The sequence below is a fragment of the Pseudomonas sp. UBA7500 genome, from assembly GCF_002478435.1.
GTDB classification, from domain to species: domain Bacteria; phylum Pseudomonadota; class Gammaproteobacteria; order Pseudomonadales; family Pseudomonadaceae; genus Aquipseudomonas; species Aquipseudomonas palmensis.
This window is the reverse complement of sequence record NZ_DLNW01000048.1, coordinates 1-17,907: the sequence shown is the minus strand read 5'-3', so window position 1 is coordinate 17,907 and position 17,907 is coordinate 1. Positions and strand designations below refer to the sequence as shown.

The 17,907-nt window shown below is 67.5% G+C and carries 12 protein-coding genes; 3 read left to right on the top strand and 9 right to left on the bottom strand.

Annotated features, from left to right (window positions below; all coding sequences use genetic code 11):
* From B4I46_RS20725 to cpaB, 5 genes are read right to left on the bottom strand one after another with little or no spacing between them, the layout of a single operon-like run.
* Entirely contained in the window at positions 1–849 is an 849-nt protein-coding gene (locus B4I46_RS20725) for a type II secretion system F family protein (protein WP_286901664.1), read from the bottom strand.
* Positions 850–884: 35 nt separating this feature from the next.
* The gene (locus tag B4I46_RS20720; RefSeq protein ID WP_043860934.1) at positions 885–2,159 is read right to left on the bottom strand and encodes a CpaF family protein; all 1,275 of its coding nucleotides are present in this window, start codon (positions 2,157–2,159) and stop codon (positions 885–887) included.
* The gene (locus tag B4I46_RS20715; RefSeq protein ID WP_043860933.1) at positions 2,160–3,350 is read right to left on the bottom strand and encodes a pilus assembly protein; all 1,191 of its coding nucleotides are present in this window, start codon (positions 3,348–3,350) and stop codon (positions 2,160–2,162) included.
* Entirely contained in the window at positions 3,347–4,642 is a 1,296-nt protein-coding gene (locus B4I46_RS20710; protein ID WP_054916708.1) for a type II and III secretion system protein family protein, read from the bottom strand. The genes B4I46_RS20715 and B4I46_RS20710 overlap by 4 nt, the downstream gene beginning before the upstream one ends.
* Positions 4,643–4,663: 21 nt before the next feature.
* Positions 4,664–5,605 carry a Flp pilus assembly protein CpaB gene (gene cpaB / locus B4I46_RS20705; RefSeq protein ID WP_100632882.1) on the bottom strand — a complete coding sequence of 314 codons (942 nt, stop codon included), beginning with the start codon at positions 5,603–5,605 and terminating at the stop codon, positions 4,664–4,666.
* A 324-nt stretch (positions 5,606–5,929) separates the two neighbouring features.
* Here cpaB and B4I46_RS20700 point away from each other — a divergent pair, with 324 nt between their 5' ends.
* Together B4I46_RS20700 and B4I46_RS20695 are read left to right on the top strand one after the other, a co-directional pair.
* Positions 5,930–6,115, top strand: coding sequence for a Flp family type IVb pilin (locus tag B4I46_RS20700; protein WP_043860930.1), 186 nt, complete (start codon positions 5,930–5,932; stop codon positions 6,113–6,115).
* A 15-nt stretch (positions 6,116–6,130) separates the two neighbouring features.
* Positions 6,131–6,538 carry a response regulator gene (locus tag B4I46_RS20695; protein WP_043860929.1) on the top strand — a complete coding sequence of 136 codons (408 nt, stop codon included), beginning with the start codon at positions 6,131–6,133 and terminating at the stop codon, positions 6,536–6,538.
* Positions 6,539–6,630: 92 nt separating this feature from the next.
* Here the strand turns inward: B4I46_RS20695 and B4I46_RS20690 are convergent, their stop codons facing one another.
* The 3 genes from B4I46_RS20690 to pbpC all read right to left on the bottom strand — a co-directional run bounded on the left by B4I46_RS20690 (position 6,631) and on the right by pbpC (position 12,542).
* Positions 6,631–8,304, bottom strand: a complete 1,674-nt coding sequence (locus tag B4I46_RS20690) for a ShlB/FhaC/HecB family hemolysin secretion/activation protein (RefSeq protein ID WP_043860928.1) — start codon at positions 8,302–8,304, stop codon at positions 6,631–6,633.
* A 109-nt stretch (positions 8,305–8,413) separates the two neighbouring features.
* Positions 8,414–9,913: a collagen-like triple helix repeat-containing protein gene (locus B4I46_RS20685; protein WP_349681957.1), complete on the bottom strand. Its 1,500-nt coding sequence runs from the start codon at positions 9,911–9,913 to the stop codon at positions 8,414–8,416.
* A gap of 286 nt (positions 9,914–10,199) precedes the next feature.
* Positions 10,200–12,542, bottom strand: a complete 2,343-nt coding sequence (gene pbpC, locus B4I46_RS20680) for a peptidoglycan glycosyltransferase PbpC (RefSeq protein WP_043860926.1) — start codon at positions 12,540–12,542, stop codon at positions 10,200–10,202.
* Between the two features lie 104 nt (positions 12,543–12,646).
* Between pbpC and B4I46_RS20675 the strand changes: the two genes are divergently transcribed.
* Positions 12,647–12,940 carry a hypothetical protein gene (locus B4I46_RS20675; RefSeq protein WP_043860925.1) on the top strand — a complete coding sequence of 98 codons (294 nt, stop codon included), beginning with the start codon at positions 12,647–12,649 and terminating at the stop codon, positions 12,938–12,940.
* 80 nt (positions 12,941–13,020) lie between these two features.
* Here the strand turns inward: B4I46_RS20675 and B4I46_RS20670 are convergent.
* Positions 13,021–17,907: alpha-2-macroglobulin family protein (locus B4I46_RS20670; protein ID WP_286901620.1), on the bottom strand; the 4,887-nt coding region annotated here is incomplete at its 5' end.

The following is a 17,907-nucleotide window of genomic DNA, read 5'->3' as shown; positions in this document are numbered from 1 at the left end:
TCAGATACTCCGCAACATGCGCCACAGCGCCAGACACCCCAGCGCCTGCAGCACGAAGGCACTGAACAGCAGGCGCTGGCCGACACTGTCATGCCACATGGTCAGCAGGTAATTGGGGTTGCTGAACATGAAGTAGCCGGCCACGCTGACCGGCAGCACCGCCAGCACCACGGCGGTGATGCGGGTTTCACCGGTCATCGCGCGCAGCTGCCGCGCGCCCTGCTCGCGCTCGCGAATCACCTTGATCAGGTTCTCCAGCAACTCGCTGGCATTGCCGCCATAGCGGTGGTTGATGCGCAGGCCCAGAGCGAACAGGCGCAGCTCTTCACGCGCGTACACTTCGGCCAGATCCGACATCGCATCGTCCAGGCTCACCCCCAACTGCACGTTGCGCTTGACTCGCTGCATGGCCCCCAGCAACGGCTCGCGCGAGGCATCGATGGCCCCCAGCACCGCATCGCTCAGCGTGCGCCCGGCCTTCAGGCTGCGCACGCAATGGTCAAGCAGCACCGGCAACTGTTCGATAAGGCGGCGTACCCGGTGCTGGTAGCGCCAGGCCAGGAACAGGCGCAACAGCAACGGCCACGCCAGCAGCACCAGCAGCAGGCCAGGCCAGCCGCCGTACAGCCCGGCGCACACGGCCAGCAGCAGCCAGCCTGCCACCCACGCCATCAGCCGATCATTGCGGCGGTCGAAACCTGCACGCAACAGCATCAGCTCGAGCCAGTCGGGGCCATGTGGCCCGCTGTTGTCGGCGGCCTGCTGGTGCTGGCCCAGGCGCTGCAGAATGCGCTCGTTGCCCGAGCGGTGCAGGCTGGTATAGAACAGGCGCATCGAGATGCCGAGCATGACCACGCCCCCCAGCCACAACCACACCGCGCCGCTCACGGCCCGGGCTCCGCATCGTTGAGGTCACGGCGCAGCTTGTCGCTGGCCGGGTTGACCGCCTCGCGCAGGAAGGTGTCGCCGCCGCGCCGGTCGAGGCGAAACAGCGTGTTGGTGACATACACGTCGTCGCGCACCCCCACCACCTCCAGCACCTCACTCACGCAGCGACGGCCATCGGGCAGGCGGGCCAGCTGGATCACCACGTCGAGCGCGGCGCAGATCATCTGGCGCAAGGTCTTCTCGGCCACCTGGCGACCGGTCAGGCCCACCAGTGTCTCCAGGCGCAGCAGCGCGTCCTGCGCGTTGTTGGCGTGCACCGTGCTCATCGAACCGTCGTGGCCGGTGTTCATCGCGGTCAGTACATCGAGCACCTCGACCCCGCGGATCTCGCCCAGGATGATGCGGTCCGGACGCATGCGCAGGGCGTTGCGAATAAGCTCGCTGGCCTTGATCTCGCCATGCCCCTCGGCATTGGGCGGGCGGGTTTCCAGGCGTACCACGTGCGGGTGATCCAGCTGCAGCTCGGCCACGTCCTCGATGGTCACCAGGCGTTCACGGGGGCTGATCAACTGGCTGAGAATGTTCAGCAAAGTGGTCTTGCCGGTGCCGGTGCCGCCGCTGACCAGGATGTTGCAGCGCTTGCCCACGGCTCGTTGCAGAAAGTCGAGGATCGCCTGGTCGATGGCGCGGGTGGCCAGCAGGTCGGCGCTCTTGAGCATGTCCTTGCGAAACTTGCGGATCGACAGGCACGGCCCGTCCAGCGCCACCGGCGGGATGATCGCATTCACCCGGCTGCCGTCGGGCATGCGCGCATCGACCATCGGCGACGACTCGTCCAGGCGCCGCCCCAAAGGCGCGAGGATGCGCTGCATCACACGCTCCACGTGATGCGCGTCGATAAAGCGCAGGTCGGTCTGCTGCAGCACGCCCGCGCGCTCGATGAACACCCGGTGCGGACCGTTGACCAGGATCTCGGTGACGCCCGCATCGCGCAGCAGTACCTCAAGCGGGCCGAAGCCGGTGAGCTCGTCGACGATCTCCTCGGCCAGGCGCTCCATCTCGTAGCGCGACACGGCCAGGTGCTGGCGCGCGATGTAGTCGCCCACCTGCTCCACCACGAACTGCGCCAGCGCCGGGCGGGCGCCCTCCAGCAGGTTGAGGCCGGTATCCTCGATGGCATCGATGATGTGCCGGTGCAAGGCCCGCTTGAGCCCCTGCGGGTCGCTGCCCGGGTTTTGCCGCGGGCCGCCGAACAGCTCGTCGCCGCTCATCTACTTGTGCCCCCACAGGCGCTTCATCCAGTTGCCCGCCTTCGGTTGCAGGCTTTCCGAACGTCGTGCCAGCCGCTCGCCCAAGGCCTTGAGCGCCTGGGTCAAGGCCTCGCGCGGGGCCACCTCGAACAGCGACAGCCCCTGGTTCTTGGCGTTCAGGCGCACCTCGGGGCTGTAGGGCAGCACCACCAGCACCGGCAGGCCATAGCGCTTGCCCAGCGCGTCGGAGTCGGGCGCCACGCTGCGCAGGTAGCGGTCCACCAGCAGGCTCGCGTGTTCCAGTTTCATGCCCTTCTCGCGCCACAGGGTCAGCACCTCCAGGTTGCGCCGGCAGTCCAGCACGTTCTGGTCGGTGTACCAGATCAGCTTGTCGCAATGGCTGACGAAGGTGCGCAAGGGCTCGCTGTCGGGCTGCCCGGCCAGGTTCACCACGATGTGCTGGAAGTGCTGGCGCAGCGCGCTGAGCAGCATGTACAGCTCGGCCGCGCTGGTGCGCTCCAGTGCCTCGTCGCTGTCGGTATAGGCCAGCAGGCGCAGGCCCGAGGGTTCGCGGGCGAACGCGCTGTCGATCAGGGTGGCATCCAGGCGGCGCAGGTGGCGCAGCGCATCACCGAAGTGAAACGAGGCCTCCAGCCCCAGCAGCGCCAGGCTGTCGCCACGGGGCAGGCCCAGGTCCAGCAACAGGGTCTGCTGACCACTGCCCTGCACCACCCGCGCCAGGTGACTGGTGAGCAGGGCGCCGTCGCTGGCGCACTGGGTGCCGTACAGCACCGTCAGGCCGCCCAGGTGCGGGTTGCTGGTCACCGGTGGCAGGCGCTTGCTCAGGCGGCGCACCAACCCGGCCACTTCGCTTGAGCGCGAGCCGTAGGCGACGAAGTCCCGCGCACCGGCGCGCATCGCATTGAGCACCAGCTGGTTGTCCATGCCATCGCCCAGGGCAACGATCGCCAGCATCGGCTTGGCCTCCAGCACCCCTTCGATCAGCGCGCACTGGCTCACCACCTGCTCGCGGTCCAGGCCCACGAACACCAGGTTGGCGAAGGTCACATCCACCAGTGCGAGCAGTTCGTCGAGGCTGCCGCTGCCGGCCCCCACCACCTGGCCCAGCGGCGCCAGGGCGGTTTTCAGCCACTGCAGGTCACCGTCGTCACGGGTGATCGCAAGGAAGGTCTGGCTCAGGCTCTGGCTCATTGGCTCAATCCACTGCGCTGTTCGAAATTGCCGTTCTCGAGAAAGAACAGGCGCCCCCAGCTCGGGTCGTAGGTGCGCAGGCGCTCGCCGGGCAACTCGGGCAACTTGGCATTGGCCGCCAGCGGCTGCACCAGGCGCGGGGTCACGATCATCAGCAGTTCGGTCTCCTCACGGCTGATCGACGACTGGCGAAAGAACGCGCCCAGGATCGGCACGTCGCCCAGGCCCGGAAACTTGTCCACCGCCGAGCGCGCACTGCTGCTGATCAGGCCGCTGATGATGAAGCTCTCGCCATCGGCCAGCGATACGCTGGTGTCGGTGCGCCGCACCGTCAGGCCCGGCACGGTGACGCCGGCGATGCGCACTGCGTTGTTGTAGTCCAGCTCGCTGACCTCCGGCGCCACCTTGAGGGTGATGCGGTCGCGGCTGACCACCGTGGGTGACAACGCCAGGCGAATGCCGAACTCCTTGTACTCGATGGTCACCGTGTCGCTGCCGGTGCTGGGCACCGGAATGGGGATTTCGCCGCCGGCCAGAAAGCTCGCGGTCAGGCCGCTGAGTACCACCAGGCTGGGGCGCGCCAGGGTGTAGGCGAAGCCGCTGCTCTCCAGCGCATCGATGGCCGCCAGGAATCGGCTGCTGCCGCCGCCCCACACGATATTGAACACATCGTTGTTCAGCGGGATGCTCGGGCGCACCTTGACCAGCCCGCCAACGCCGCCACCATCGGGGCTGGTCACCGCACCCGGCACGTAGCCCGGCGACACCGTGGTGTTGGGCACGCTGCCCGGCGAGCCGAACAGCGAGTTGTTGGAGCCCTTGAAGAACAGCCGCGTACCGGCCTCCTTGAGTTTGGTGCGGCTGACCTCGACAAAGCGGATATCGGCCTGCACCTGGCTCGGCAGCAAGGGGTCGAGGCTGGGCGGCAAGGCGCTGTCGGCCATCTCGGCAGTGGCCCGGCCCTTGATGAACAGCATGCTCTGGCGCGGCACGCTGGCGCATGCGGTCCACAGCATCAAGCTGGTGGCGCCGGGGCCCACGGCGCTGACCACCACGCCGCGCTCGCCACTGGCCTGCACATCGGCGATGTTGGGGTCGCCAACCGCCGCCCGGGTGATCGGCACCGGCAGGCGGATCTCCTGCTGCAGGCCCTGGTCCAGCTCGATGCTGGCCGGCACCGGGCTCAGCCCGGCACAACCCGACGGCGCCGCCAGGGCATGGGCAGCCGGCCCCCCCAGCAACAACAGGGTCAGGATGGAACGCTTGAACATCAGCTCGGAACGACTGCTCATCAACGGGCATCCTTGCTTCGATCAGGGGGTGGGCGTTGAAGCCTGGGGGCCTCGAATGATCTGCATCTGGTGCCTGGGCGCCTGGCCTGCAACCGGGGTTGCGGCCGGGGTCATGGCCAGTTGACTGAAGCGAAAGAGGTCGCGGTTGGCGTTGTCCAGTTGCGGTGCAGCGGCCTGCGGGTCGGCCCAGTAGCTGGCCAGGCGTTTCTCTTCGGCGCTGCGTACCGCCAGGCGCAGGCTGCCTGCCTGGGCGGCCAGCAACAGGCGGCTGGCCAGGGCTTCAGGTACCGCCAGCACCACGGTGCGCGCCATGGCGCGACGCTGTTCCTGGGCCGCCTTGGCATCGGTGTCGGCCTCCGGCGGGCGGCCATCGTTGGCCAGCCCCAGTTGCTCGCCCACGCTGAGCAGGCGCAAGGCTGGCACGGCCACCTGGGCCGAGGCCTGCGGGTTGAGGTTGTCTTCGCGCAGGTACAGCAGCACATCCACGTAGTCGCCGGGGCGCAGTTGTCCGGCGGCGCCGACCACTTCGTCCACCGCCACCGCCAGGGCGCGCTCGCCGGGGTGGATCATGCGCGCCAGCGGCCCACCGGCCTCGAAACTGCTCTCCTCCAGCCAGGTACCTGCAGGCAGGGCCCGCCAGCTGGTGCGGCCCAGCACCTGCTCGGGGCGCTGGAAGCTGCCGGCCGGGGCCACCAGCAGGCGCTCGACACTCAGATCCTCGGCTGTCAGCACGGTGTAGGCGGGTACGTCGCGGCGCAGCACCAGCACGGGCTTGCGCAATGCGTCGGTGCCAGCCTCCGTGGCCTGGTCCACCGGCTGAGCCGGGCCGGCCGGCCCTGGCGCCGCCGCTTGCGGGGGCTCCGGTGCCTCGGATGCACGGCTGAGCACCAGCCCCCAGTAACCTGCCAGCACGGCACCGATCAGGAACAGCACGGCAAGGATCATGGTGATGCGACTGCTCATGTCGGCGCTCCCTCTGCCTGAACATCCCTTCGGCCGCGCGGTGTGCGAACTGGCCCGCAAACATGAAGTTGCAAGTAACTATTTCGCTATTTGACGGTAGCGCAGCTAGGACAAAACGCCATTACCCGTCAGTTTTTTTTCGGTCCGAAACCCGACACCCCCTGAAAACAACAGCTTATTGGCGCCAGCGTTGACACCCTTACTTTGGTATTAATGCCTTCTTACATTTGCCGGTTTCGAACCGCTTGACGATGCTGTGATGGCAAAGGGGAATCACCGTTTCCGGGCCCCATTACCCGCGCCTGTGGCGCAAGGAGAAGTACCATGGTCCTTTCCCGCATCCTCAAGCACTGCAAGCTGTTCTTCCATCGCAAGGACGGCGCGTCCGGTATCGAATATGCCATCGTGGCCGCCATGGTGGCCGTGGTGATCATCGGGGTCTCGACCGATGTGGGAGGCGGGGTGAAAAAGGTCTTCGACGACATCGTCGCCGCCCTGCCCTCAGCCTGATGACAGGACCTGAACATGCCGGCTTCCCACTCACGTCAACAGCTGCTGCTGGTGGATGACGAAGAAGACGCACTGCTGGAGCTGGCCGAGCTGCTGGAGGGCGAGGGCTTCTGTTGTCACACGGCAACCTCGGTCAAGCTCGCCCTGCAGCAGTTGACGCGACATCCCGACATTGCCCTGGTGATCACCGACCTGAACATGCCGGAAGAGAGCGGCATCTCGCTGATCAGGCGCCTGCGCGAGCACACGGCGCGTCAGCACCTGCCGGTGATCGTCACCTCGGGGCATGCCGACATGGATGCGGTCAGCGATCTGCTGCGCCTGCAGGTACTCGACCTGTTCCGCAAGCCGATCTACCACCTGCGCCTGCTGGAAACCCTGGACAACCTGTTCCCCAAGCCCCGCCTGCAACTGGTTCAGTAACGCCTGGCCGCCACGCGGCCCTCGCGGGTCAAGCCCGCTCCCACAGTTAGTGCGCATACCTTGTGGGAGCGGGCTTGACCCGCGCTCGGTCGTCACAGCTGGTAACTGAAACTCAACGTATACCGTGGCCGCCGATTGAAGCTGTCCAGCGCGATATCCGACATCGGCTTGGCCGCCTCCAGCGAGATGTTGTAGTAGCGCGCATCGCCAAAGCGCAGCCCCAGCGCCGCCGACGACAATCGTGAATCACGCACCGCCAGCTCGTTGAACCAGGTACGCGCGGCGTCCACCACCACGTACGGCTGCAGTACCTTGAGCCAGCTGCCATCGCGCTTGAAACTGTAGTTGACCTCGTATGCCGCACCCCAGCCCTTGTCGCCGGAAGCCTGATCGCTGGGGTAGCCGCGGCCGAAGTTCTGCCCGCCGAACACCGCGCGCTCGCTGTCGGGCAGGCTGTCGTCGGTCCAGTACAGCGCCGCCGATGCCACCCCCTGCCAGTTCTGCAAGAACCGGTCACTCTGCACCCCCGACAGGCGCAGGCGCAAAAAGTCCAGGTCGTAGTCGCTGTCGGTCTTGGCACCGAAGTGATCGAGGCCCTGGTACACACCGGCACTGAGGATGCGCAGCTGCTGCGCGTCCGACTTGCTCCAGTCTGCCTCGAAGGCAAAAGCGCGCACATCGGTGCGGGTACTGACCTTCAATGGCAGGCCGACCACCCGGTAGTCGGTGCTGTCGTTCACCGCATAGAAGCGCGCTGCCACGTTCAGCCATTCGTTGCTCGAGGCGATCAGCGCCTGGCTCAGGCCAATGGAGTAACGGTCGTTCTCGCGGTGCTGCTTGAGGTCTATGCCGTTCTCCAGGCGCACCCGCGCCGCCGGGTTGCTGCGGTAGGTCGAGGCCGAAAGATTGAGCTGGGTGCCTTCGGCGTCCACGTACTGCGAGTAGTCGAGACGGTAGTAGCGTTCGTCATCCTGCCCCGGCGGGAACAGCGCGCTGAAGCTCAACTGCTCGGCCACCGCGGTCTGGGCGTTGCTGTTCAGGCCGAGCAGCGCCTGGGTGTCGTCGCGGCTGCCGTCGGTAAGGCTCAAGGTACTGGTGAACGGCTTGCGCGAGGCCTGCGCGATCAGCCGCGTGGCGCCGTCGGTGGTGCCCGGCGGCGGCACCTGGGCCTGCAAGGTCAGGCCCGGCACCCGGCTCATCAGCGCGGTGTAGCGTTCGAAGGTCTTGCGGGTGAGCGGGCGCTCGGCCTTGAGCTTGCCCACCAGCTTGTCGAGGTAGGCCGACACCGGCCCCACATCGCCCTGCAGTTCGTAATCACGTATGTAGCCTTCCACCAGCACCACGCGCAGACGGCCTTCGGCGAAGTCCTGCGGCGGCAGGTAGGCATACGACAACAGGTAGCCATCCTGCTGGTAGCGCTGGGTGAGGCGGCGGGTGGCCTCGATCAGCTCGCCCAGGGTCACCTCGCGGTCGAGCAGGCCCTGGTAGTTGTCGCGCAGTTCGCTGAGCGGGTAGATGGTGCCGCCTTCGATGCGCACCCGCTGCACGCGCACCCGCGTGCCCATCAGCAGCGGCTGTGGCTGCTGGCCGGCATCCGGTGCGGGCAGGTTCAGTTGGGGAGTGACGGGGCGAAAGGCATCGGCGGGCAGGTTGGGCGCTGGCAGCTTGCGCTCGGTCTCGTTGCTGTTGAGGAAGCTCGGCAGGGGCTCGGCATGCAGCGAAGCCACCCAGGACAGACCCAATAACGCGACGAACATCGATCGCATAGGACACTCCATGATCCTGAAAAATACGAGGGAACCAAAGACGGTTCCCTCGTCAGCCTCAAGCGTAGGTGTTGCCCGTAAAATCGTCTAATCGATGATGGCCATTTAGTTACTTGTTACCCCCGAGGCCGCCTTTCAGGCCGGTGGTCAGGCCATTGAGCAGACCGCCCACGCCGCCGCCCCCTTGCCCGTTGCCGTTGACCAGGGTACCGACCTGGCCCACGGTGCCGCCCACGGCATTGACCGTCGCCCCCAACTGGGTGGTGACCGGGTTGTTGCCGGCTGCGGCAATCTGATTGCCCACCCCGCTGACTGCGCTGCCCACCTGGGTGACCAGGCCGTTGACCGGCGCACCGATGCCGGTTGCCGCGCCTACCTGCTGGGTAACGCTGGTCACACCGCTCACCACCGGGGTGAGGCCAGCGCCCACGCTGTTGCCCAACGCAGCGGTGGGCACCCCGGCCGGCACGCTGGCCACGCCATTGCCGCCCAGTACCGGCCCCAGCGAGGCCACGGTCTGGCCCACCTTGTTGACCGTGCTGCCTGCGGCGTCGAGCAGGCCGTTGCTGCTGCCGGCGCCGAGCCCGCTGCCCAGGCCCGCCACGGCGCCACCGGCGGTTTCCAGCAGCCCCGCACCGGGGGCGCTGCCACCGCTGCCGGTGCCGGTGTTGACCAGGCCACCGCTGGTGCCGACCGCCGTGCCGACATGGCTTACCAGCCCGCCGACGGCGGTGGTCAGCGGGTTGCCGTTGCCGGCACTGGCGACCTTGTCGCCCACCCCGTCGACTGCGCTGCCAACCTTGTTCAACAGGCCGCTGACCGGTGCACCCACCCCGGTGGCATCACCCACCTTGCCGGTGGCGCCTTCCACCAGCGACACCACCTTGACCACCTGGTTGCTCAATTGCTGGTTCAGGTTGCCCAGCTTACCGGTGGTGCTCTGGGTGCTGAGGGTATCGCCAAGCATCACCACCACGTCGCCGACCTTGTCCACCACACCGTTGACCACGGGTATCTGTTCGATCAACTGGCTGCTGGCCACCGACTTGATCCCGCCGCCGATATCCGACACCCCGTTGCCCACGCCCTTGACCGTCTCGCCCAGGGCATTGCTGCCAGTGCCAAGCGTACCCAGGCCCTTGCCCAGGCCATCGCCGATGCTGGTGACGGCGTTGCCGGTGGCCGTCACCAGGTCGCCGGCACCGGTGCTGCCCACTACCGGTACGCCGCTGACGGCGTTGCCCACGCCGGACACGCCCGTGCCCACGCCCGACACGCCGCTGCCAACCTGGGCCACCACCTGGCCGACGACCGTGGTCGAGGTCGTGCCACCACCGTTGTTGCCGCCACCACCATTGTTGCCACCGCCGCCATTGTTACCGCCACCGCCGTTGTTGCCACCGCCGCCATCCGTACCGCCACCGCCGGTGCCACCACCGCCGTCCGTACCGCCACCACCTGTGCCGCCACCACCGTCAGTACCGCCGCCGGTACCGCCACCACCACTGCCGCCATCGGTACCCGAATCGGGTGTGGAACTGCTTACGTGACTCTTGTGACCGCCACCGCCGCTGCTGCAACCGGCCAGGCTCACGGTCAAGATCAACATCACTGCCGTACTTGCTTTGATCCACGCTTGAGTTTTCATGGCGACTCCCTGCTACTGCTGCCGCTGCTTTTATAGGTGTGAAGCACCGGGTTTCCGGCCACTCCACGTCCGTTGCAGCTATCTGAGCGCGCAGGCGCAAGGGGAACAATTCTGAGCTTGGTATTAACCCGATATATACAGTCGCAGCATTAGCAAAAGCCCTTTTTCTTCAGGCACTTGAAAGCAAGGGGAAGGTGCTTTGGCAGCCCTTCCCCTTTCGCGTTATATCCATCTTACGGGTGCGCGATCAGTCGTTGACCTGGAACTCGACCCGCGCGGTCTGCCCGCTGGCATCCAGCACGCTGAGCTCGTAGCGCCCCACCTCCTCCAGGTTCACGGCCAGCGCCGCCTGGGCTGTGGTCTCGCCCAAGGGTGCGCCGTTGAGGAACCACCAGCGCTGGCCTTCGCCACCCAGCGCCGAAACGCTCAGGTGCAGGGCATCGCGGCTGGTGGCGGGACGGCGCAACTGGTCGCCCGGGCGTATCCCCACCACCGACAACGGCGCGGCACTGGCCGGTACCTGCGGCGGGCAGCTCGGGTCGATGGCCGGCAAACGCGCCTCGCGCCGCTCCAGGCGCGGCAACCACGGGTCCAGTGGTGCCGGCCACAGCGCGATGTCGCGCGGCGCGGCCCCCGCACAGGCTGCATCCACCCGCAGGCCCCGGGCATTCACCCACACCTTCTCCAGCAGGCCGACACCCAGGGGCTGGTCCTGCGCGAGCAGGGTCGGCGGCGTGGTGTTGTCCAGGGTCCAGGCAAAGCGCTGGCGCCGGCAGTTGGGGTCGGTACGTGCCATCGGCTGGCCCAGCGGCCAGCAGATCGCGGCCACCCCGACGTTGCCCGGCACTGCCGGCACCGGGGCGGCAATGCCGCGCTGGCTGTCGCGGTTGCTCAGCACGTCATGCACCTGCAGCATCAGCGGCGCGGCCGAGGCCAGGCCGAACTGCCCCGGCACCGGGGTGCCGTCGGGGCGGCCGATCCAGATGCCGATCAGGTAGCGCGGCCCCACGCCGATCGACCAGGCATCGCGAAAGCCGTAGCTGGTGCCGGTCTTCCAGGCCAGCTGCGGGCGCTGCACCAGTTCGGCGTGCGGGTCGCGGTCGGGACGCGCCTGGCCACTGAGGATGCGCCGGATGATCCACGCCGAGCCCGGCGACAGCAGCCGGCGCTCGACCAGCGGCGCATCCGGTTGCAGGCGCAGCGGCGCGCTCATGCCGTCGCGGGCGAACGCACTGTAGCCACTGACCAGGTCTTCGAGGCGGCTGCCGGCGCCGCCCAGGATCAGCGACAGGTTCGGCTCGGCCGCCGTCGGCAGGCTCAGCGGCATGCCGCCCATGCGCATCTGCGCGGCAAAGCGCTTGGGCCCGTAGGCTTCGAGCAACTGCACCGCCGGCAGGTTGAGCGACAACGCCAATGCCGAGCTGGCCGCCACCGGGCCACTGAAACCCATCGAGAAATTGCCGGGGCGATAGTCGCCATAGCGGCGTGGCACATCCTGCAGCAACGACTCCGAATGGATCAGGCCGTCATCCATGGCCATGCCGTACAGAAACGGCTTGAGGGTCGAGCCCGGCGAACGCAGGGCAGTGATCATGTCGACGTGGCCGAAACGGCGCTCATCGCCAAGGTCCACCGACCCCAGGTAGGCGCGCACTGCCATGGTCTGCGACTCCACCACCAGGATCGCCGCCGAAGTGCGCTCGGGCAGGCGTGCGCGCCAGCCCAGCAGCAGGTCTTCCAGGCGCCGTTGCAGCGCAGCGTCGAGGGTGGTGTGGATCAGCGGCGGGCTGTCGGCACGGTTCAGCCGGCGAGCCAGCAGCGGAGCCAACGCCGGCTCCTGGCGTGGTGCCAGCAGCAGCGGTTCTTCCTGCGCTTCGGCGATGCGCTGCTGCGGCCACACCTGGTACTCGCCCAGGCGTTGCAGCACCTTGTCCCGGGCCAGGCGCGCGCGCTCCGGGTGGCGGTCGGGGCGCAGACGGCTGGGCGCCTGGGGCAGAACCGCCAGCAGCGCGGCCTCGGCCGGGGTCAGTTGCAAGGGCGACTTGCCCAGGTACGCCCAGCTGGCTGCCGCCACACCCTGCAGGGTGCCGCCGAACGGTGCGCGGTTGAGGTACAGCTCCAGGATCTGGCGTTTGGACAGGTGCCATTCCAGCTGCGCGGTGCGCCACACCTGGCGCAATTTGCCCGGCAGCGTGCGCGAGTGCGGGTCGAGCAGGCGCGCCACCTGCATCGACAGCGTGCTGCCGCCCGACAGCACGCGCCCGCCCGTGAGGTTCTGCCAGGCGGCACGGCCCAGGGCCAGCGGGTTGACCCCGGGGTGCCGGTAGAACCAGCGGTCCTCGTAGGTGAGCAAGGCTTCGAGGTAGTAAGGCGACACCTGATCAAGGGTGACCGGGTAGCGCCACACGCCCTCGGCATCGGCAAAGCGCCACAGCGGCGTGCCGTCTTCGGCCAGCACCACCCGCGCCAGATCGTCGGCCGGCATCGGCAATGGCCACAGGCGATCAGCCAGCCACAGCAACAGCACGCAGGCAAAGGCGGCGCACAGCAGCCGGGCGATGCGCGAGCGGGGTCGGGCTAAGCTGAACATCAGGCGCGGACACCTTTTTGCGTGGGTGAGGAACCGAGCCGGCAGGATGATGGCCAAAGCTCTGGGCACGGCGACTGCGCCGTAGCGTCGATCAGGAAGCGATTATGCATGTAGAAGGTTTTTTCGAATGGCTGGGGCAAGCGCTCGGCGCGGTGATCCGCTTCGTGGTGGATGCCCTGAGCGGGTTGTTCAATCTGCTGGCCAATGCCGGCGGCAACTTCATCGACGGCCTGGCACGCACACTGGGCATGGACACCTCGCTGGTCAGCATCCTGATGCTGGTGATCGGCCTGCTGTTGCTGTATTCGGCCGTGCGCGCGTTCATGCGCGCCTCGATCATCATGGGGATCATCTGGCTGATGCTGGGGTTGTGGGTGTTGAGCTGGGTGGTGCGGTGACAGCATCGCGGGTCAAGCCCGCTCCCACAGGGATTACTGCGACCCTTGTGGGAGCGGGCTTGACCCGCGATGGGGCCTGACTAGCGCCCCAGAATCACCATGTCACCCGGGCTCTCGCCCACCGCCTGCCAGTTGGGCCGGTACATCGACTCCACCTGCACCGGCGGCACGCGGTAGGTGCCCGGCGTGACCGCACGGGCCAGGTACAGCAGGTGCGTCACGCCATACGGGTCGACGTTCATCGCCGCCACGTAGCGGTCATCGCGAAACTCCTGGTGCACCACGTTGGCGTTCTGCATTGCTTCACGCCATTCCTTCACTGCACTGCTGGCGTTGTCCAGGCTAGCCGCACTTTGCGCCAGGTTCTGGTTTTCCAGCTCCAGGCCCGCCGGCAGCAGGTCGACGATCAGCGCGTCCGGCACCCGCTCGTTGGCGCGGATACCAATGTGCACCAGCACCAGGTCGCCACTCTTGAGCGACTTGATGTTCAGTGCCCGGCCATTCATGCCCAGGTACTCGCGGTAGATGCTCATGTTGGTGCCCACCGCACGGGGTGCGAAGCGCGGGTAACCCGACACGGTCAACTGCTGGTACACGGTCTTGTCGCTGGTGTTGGTCACGGTCAGCGGCGAGGCCAGCAACGGCCCCTCCAGCTTGAGCCCGGCCTGGGTCGGGCCCAGGTCGCGCAGCTCGCCCGCGCTGTCCAGGCGTGCACTCCAGCGGCCTTCAGGCTGCTTGAGCATGCCACGCCCGGCCATGAACAGCGCATTGCGTTCCTGGGTGGACAGGTACGAGCTGCTGGCCATCTTGTCCGACAGCTCGAACAGGCGCTGGTCGAGCTGGTCGGTGGCCAGCTTGTTCTCTTCGAGCAGGGCCAGGATCAGCGCCTCGTCACGTACCGGGCTGCCATAGTCGCTCAGCCACACGTCCTGACGCTTGACCGCCAGGCCCGCCTGCAGGGCCTGCGCCGAGCGCGGCTTGTCGCCCATCTTGTCCAGTGCGATCGACAGCTGTACCAGCGGCAGGCCCGAGCGTGCATCGGCGCGGCGCTCGAACAGGCTGCGCAGGGCACCCAGCGGGGCCTGCTGGGTACGCGCCAGCACCAGCGCCGCATACGCCTGTACTGCGAAGCGGCTGTGCTCGGCGTTGCTGGTGTAGTACGGCTCGATCAGGTTGCGTTCCTGCAGGTAGCGCAGCAGGCGTTCGTTGGCCTTTTTCAGCGCCTCGGGCGGCACCGCGTAGCCTTGCTCGCGAGCACGCTGCAGGAAGTCGGTGACGTAGGCGGTCAGCCAGTACTCCTCGCTGTCGTCCGCGCTCCACAGGCCGAAGCTGCCGTTGTAGCGCTGCATGCCGAGCAGGTGCTCGATGCCCATCTCGATCTTGCGCTGGCGCACCTTGGGCTCTTCACCCTTGATGCCCAGGCGCTTGAGCGTCTCGGCATCGGCGTACAGCGACGGGTACAGCCCGCTGGTGGTCTGCTCCAGGCAGCCATAGGGGTAGGCCTCGAGGGCACGGATCTGCTCGGCGATGTTCAGCGGCGGGCGGCTCGACAGCGACAGCATCGCCTCCAGGCCCTGGGGTTCGAACGCGGCCAGGTCCTCGGCGGGCAAGGTCCATGGCTGGTCCTTGAGCGCGGCGCGGTAGTGCCTGAGCTGCGCCGGGTAGGCCGGGCGAATGCCCAGGGTCCACTCGCGGGTGAAGGCGGTGTTCGGTTCGCCCGGCAGCACCAGGCCGCTTACCTGCACCTTGACCTTGCCCTGGCCCAGGCCACCCACGGCCTGCACGCCCAGCAGCGAGGTCACGCGCTGGCCGTCACGCAGGCTCAGTGGCTGCTCGGACGGGGTCAGCAGGTTCAACTGGCCCTCGGTGGTCACCTTGACCGTGAACTTCTGCGCCTTGCCCGACAGGTTGGACAGGTCCAGCGCCAGCTCGGTACGGTCGCCGCCGGCCAGAAAACGCGGGGCCGACAGTTCGGCGATCAGCGGCGCGGCGACCACGGTCTTGGCCTCGGCCATGCCGAAGCGCTCGTCGGTCCAGGCCTGGGCCATCACCCGAAGCTCGCCGTTGAAGTCGGGGATGTCCACCGTCGCCTGACCTTCGCCCTTGGCGTCCAGGGTCACCGGGGCGCTCTGCAGGGCCACGATGGTCACGCTGGTGCTGGGACGCTTGCCGCCCTTGGCCATGGCCGCGTCACCGCCGAATGCCAGGCTGGCCAGGCGGCCCTGCCCGGCTTCGATCAGCTGGCCGTAGATATCCAGCTGGTCGGCGCCGTAGGCCTTGCGGCCGAACATGCCGGTGAACGGGTCGGGGGTGGCGTAGCTGGTGATGTTGAGAATGCCCACGTCCACCGCGGCCAGCAGCACCTGCACCTGCTTGGGGATGCTGCCATCGGCATTGCGCGCCTGCACCTTGACGGTGAGCGGCTGCTTGGGACGCATCTTTTCCGGGGCCTTGAGAGTCAGCGCCAGCTTGCGCTCGGCGCGATCCAGCGGCAGGTGCAGCACGCCCACGGCACGTTTGGGCGTGGCATTGGCCTTGCGCTCGCCAGGGCGGATCACCAGGGCGCTGACGTACAGGTCGTGGCGGGCCCATTTGGGGTCGAGCTTGACCGCGTAGGTCTTGCCCTCGGCAGGCACGTCGATTTCTTCCCACCACAGCGGGCCGTCATTGCCCTCGACGATCAGGTAACCCTTGCCGGCAGCCGGCGGGGTCACGGTGATCTGCGCGGTGGCGCCATCGGCGTAGGCCGGCTTGTCCAGCGCCAGCTTGACCTGGTCGGGGCGCACGGCGCCGCCGTCGGTGTTGTCCTGGGCACGCCAGCCAGCCCAGAAGCGCACGCTGCTGGTCACGCCGGTGCTCGGGTCTTCGACCTCGACACGGTACGGGCCCCATTCCACCGGGAAGCTCAGCTTGGCAGTGCTGCCGGCCTTGATGCTGACCGGCTGCTCGGACTGCAGCAGGAATTTCTCGTTGTAGTTGTAATCCCAACCATCGCTGGAGGAATAGTTCCAGTAGTAGTCGCGGCGCTCCTGAATCAGGCGCACCTTGAGGTTGTCGGCGGCCAGCTTGTGGCCGTCACGGTCGGCCATCAGCAGTTCGAACTCGACCGGGGTGTTGCCGTCGACCTCTTCACCGTCGAACAGCCCACGCAGGCCGGGCATGCGCTCGGCCGGCCAGATCGGCTGCTCCAGGCGCCGGGTGATCGGCCGGCCACCGGACTCCTGCAGGCTGGCCTGCACGCTCAGTTGCAGCGGCGAATGCGCCTCGGACCAGCGGCTTTCGATCTGCAGCGTGGCATCGCCCGACGCGTCCAGGGTGGTTTCGTCCAGTTCCAGGTCGTGGCTCAGGTCTTCCTCGGTGATCGAGCCGAACTGGTAGCCCGGCAAGGCCGGCACCGCTTCGCGCAGCGGGCGCACGTAGGCCTGGCCGCTGAGGCGGTTGCCCGAGGCCGGGGCGCCGTAGAGGTAGCGGCCATTGACATGGATTTCAGCGGTTTCACCCGGGCTCAGCGGGGTCGCGCTGCCCTTGAGTTCCAGGGCCAGGCGCTCGGGCATGAAGTCTTCGACAAGGAACTCGAACACCTGCTTCTTGCCGCCGCCCAGGTCGAACACCAGTTGCCAGCGCCCGGTCGGGGCTTCGCTGGCCAGTTGCAACTGGTACTGGTAGAAGCCATTGGCATCGGCCTCCCACACGAACTTGCGGCTGACCTGTTCATCCGGACGACGCACCTCGACACTGACCGGCTGGGCTTTCACCGGCTTGCCATCCTGGTCGCGCAGCAGGCCGTTGAGCAGCACGGTTTCACCCGGGCGATAGAGGTCGCGCGGGCCGAACACGAAAAACTGCAGCGGGTTGGCCTGCGGCCCGGTCAGCGCGAATTCGGAGAGGTCGAGCGCGGCGCTGTTCAGGCGCAGCAAGGTGGTGTGCACGCCCTGCTTGGCCAGCAGTACGTCGGCCTTGGGCGGCATCGGCAATTGCGCATGGCCATCGCCGTCGGTCTTGGCCTGGGCCAGCAGCTTGCCTTCCCGGTCGAGCAGTTCGAGGTTGACCCCGTCCAGGGCCTTGCCGCCGTCCAGCGCCTGGGTGAACACGTCCAGGCGGTTGGTGTAGCGATGCGCCGACAGCCCGATGTCACTCAGGGTGAACAGGGTGGCCGGCTGCGAATAGTTGTAGCGGCCCGAGGCGCGCATCACCGCCAGGTACACCCCCGGTTCCTGCAACGGCTTGATCCCGGCAATCGGCAGCAGCAGGGTTTCGCGGGTGTTGCGCACCGGGTTCAGGTCGAAGCGGCCGGCATACACCAGGTCGGCCTTGCTCAACAGCTCTTCGGAGTTGTAGTACTCGAGCGAGGTGTTGCGGCCCCAGCTGGCCAGGAAGCTGGACATCGACTCGGGCTTGATGCGGAAGAACTCGACGTCCACCTTGTCGATGTTCAGCGCGATCACCGGCAGGCCTTCGGCCAGGCGCGTGGGCAGCAGAGAGCCGCGGCTGGCGAAGCCCACGGTGGGCTGCATGTCGCGGGTTTCGAGGCGGCTGACGTACTCGCTGGGGAGCTTCTTGCCGTTTACCCCGAGCAGGCCGGCATCCACGGTCAGCACCAGCTTGCGCTGCGGCTCCAGGTGACGCAGGCGCAGCTCCATCTGGTTTTCGCTGAGCTCCCAGGCGCCGTCGAGCTTGCCCCGGGTGGTGTCCACCAGGTGCACGCGCTCGGCAAGGTTCTGGTCCTTGTCCAGCGGCACCGAGAAGGTCACCGACAAGGCGCTGGCACCGTCGACCTGCACTTCGGAAACGTCTACCACCGTCAGCTCGCGACCGGCGTAGCGCTCGCCCAGGCTCGCCTGGGTGGGCGCCGGGGTCGCCGCCGGGGCCGGTGCAGCTGCGGGCGCGGCCGGTTCGGCGGGGGCCGGCGCCGGGGCTACCGGGGCGGCCTGTTCCGTTGGCGCGGGGGCCGGGGCCGGTTTTTCAGT